This is a genomic window from Escherichia sp. AM3 (assembly GCF_032029835.1).
In the GTDB taxonomy this organism is placed as follows: Bacteria; Pseudomonadota; Gammaproteobacteria; order Enterobacterales; family Enterobacteriaceae; genus Escherichia; species Escherichia coli.
In genome coordinates this window covers 1-677 of record NZ_JAVUPQ010000473.1, presented here as the reverse complement: position 1 = coordinate 677, position 677 = coordinate 1, and the positions used below count along the sequence as shown (strand labels likewise).

Sequence of the window (677 nt, the reverse complement as noted above, 5' to 3'; positions counted from 1 at the left end):
AGAAACATTTATTTGGCAGAGCTGCACTGATGGTCAGGTATGAAGATGAAAATAAAACGCCAGTGACACCTGAACAGATAATTACTCCCCGTCGTCGGGAAGACAAACAGAACGATCTCTGGACAACCTGGCAGCGGGTTCAGGAGAATATGATAAAAGGTGGATTATCGGGGCGAAGTGCCTCCGGGAAAAATACCAGGACAAGAGCCATTACAGGTATTGATGGTGATATAAGAATCAACAAGGCGTTATGGGTGATTGCCGAACAGTTCAGAAAGTGGAAGTCATGATAATATAAGTAAAGCCCCGAAAAAATTTTCGGGGCTTTACTTATATTATCATTTTTCGGCATTGCTGTGTCGTCTGATATACCTCAATTTCATCAACCGGATTTCCGGTTGTCTGTAAATATTGTGCCCGCGAAAAATGGTCTGGCAGGAGGCTGCACAGTTACCGGGTATATATAAGATGGGTTCCCGCTTCGCGGGGCTTCGGCCAGTCAGTATTGTCACTCATATGATATTTTTGTGTGTGGCCTTCCATGCCGCTTTTGCGGCATAACCGGTATCTGACAATGTCTGTAAGATTAATTGTTCTGCACGCTGTTAATTTCCGGAAGTGATTTCTTCGTGGCCGGAAGCCGGATACCTTTACTGCTTTTTATCCCAGTATAAATC

The 677-nt window shown here is 44.3% G+C and carries 1 protein-coding gene and 1 pseudogene; one reads left to right on the top strand and one right to left on the bottom strand.

The annotated features are described in order from the left end of the window. Positions 1–290: DUF932 domain-containing protein (locus tag RTW80_RS26680; RefSeq protein WP_312721100.1), on the top strand; the 290-nt coding region annotated here is incomplete at its 5' end. 296 nt (positions 291–586) lie between these two features. Here RTW80_RS26680 and RTW80_RS26675 read toward each other — a convergent pair. Then, positions 587–677: pseudogene (locus RTW80_RS26675) on the bottom strand (lytic transglycosylase); the annotation flags it as partial.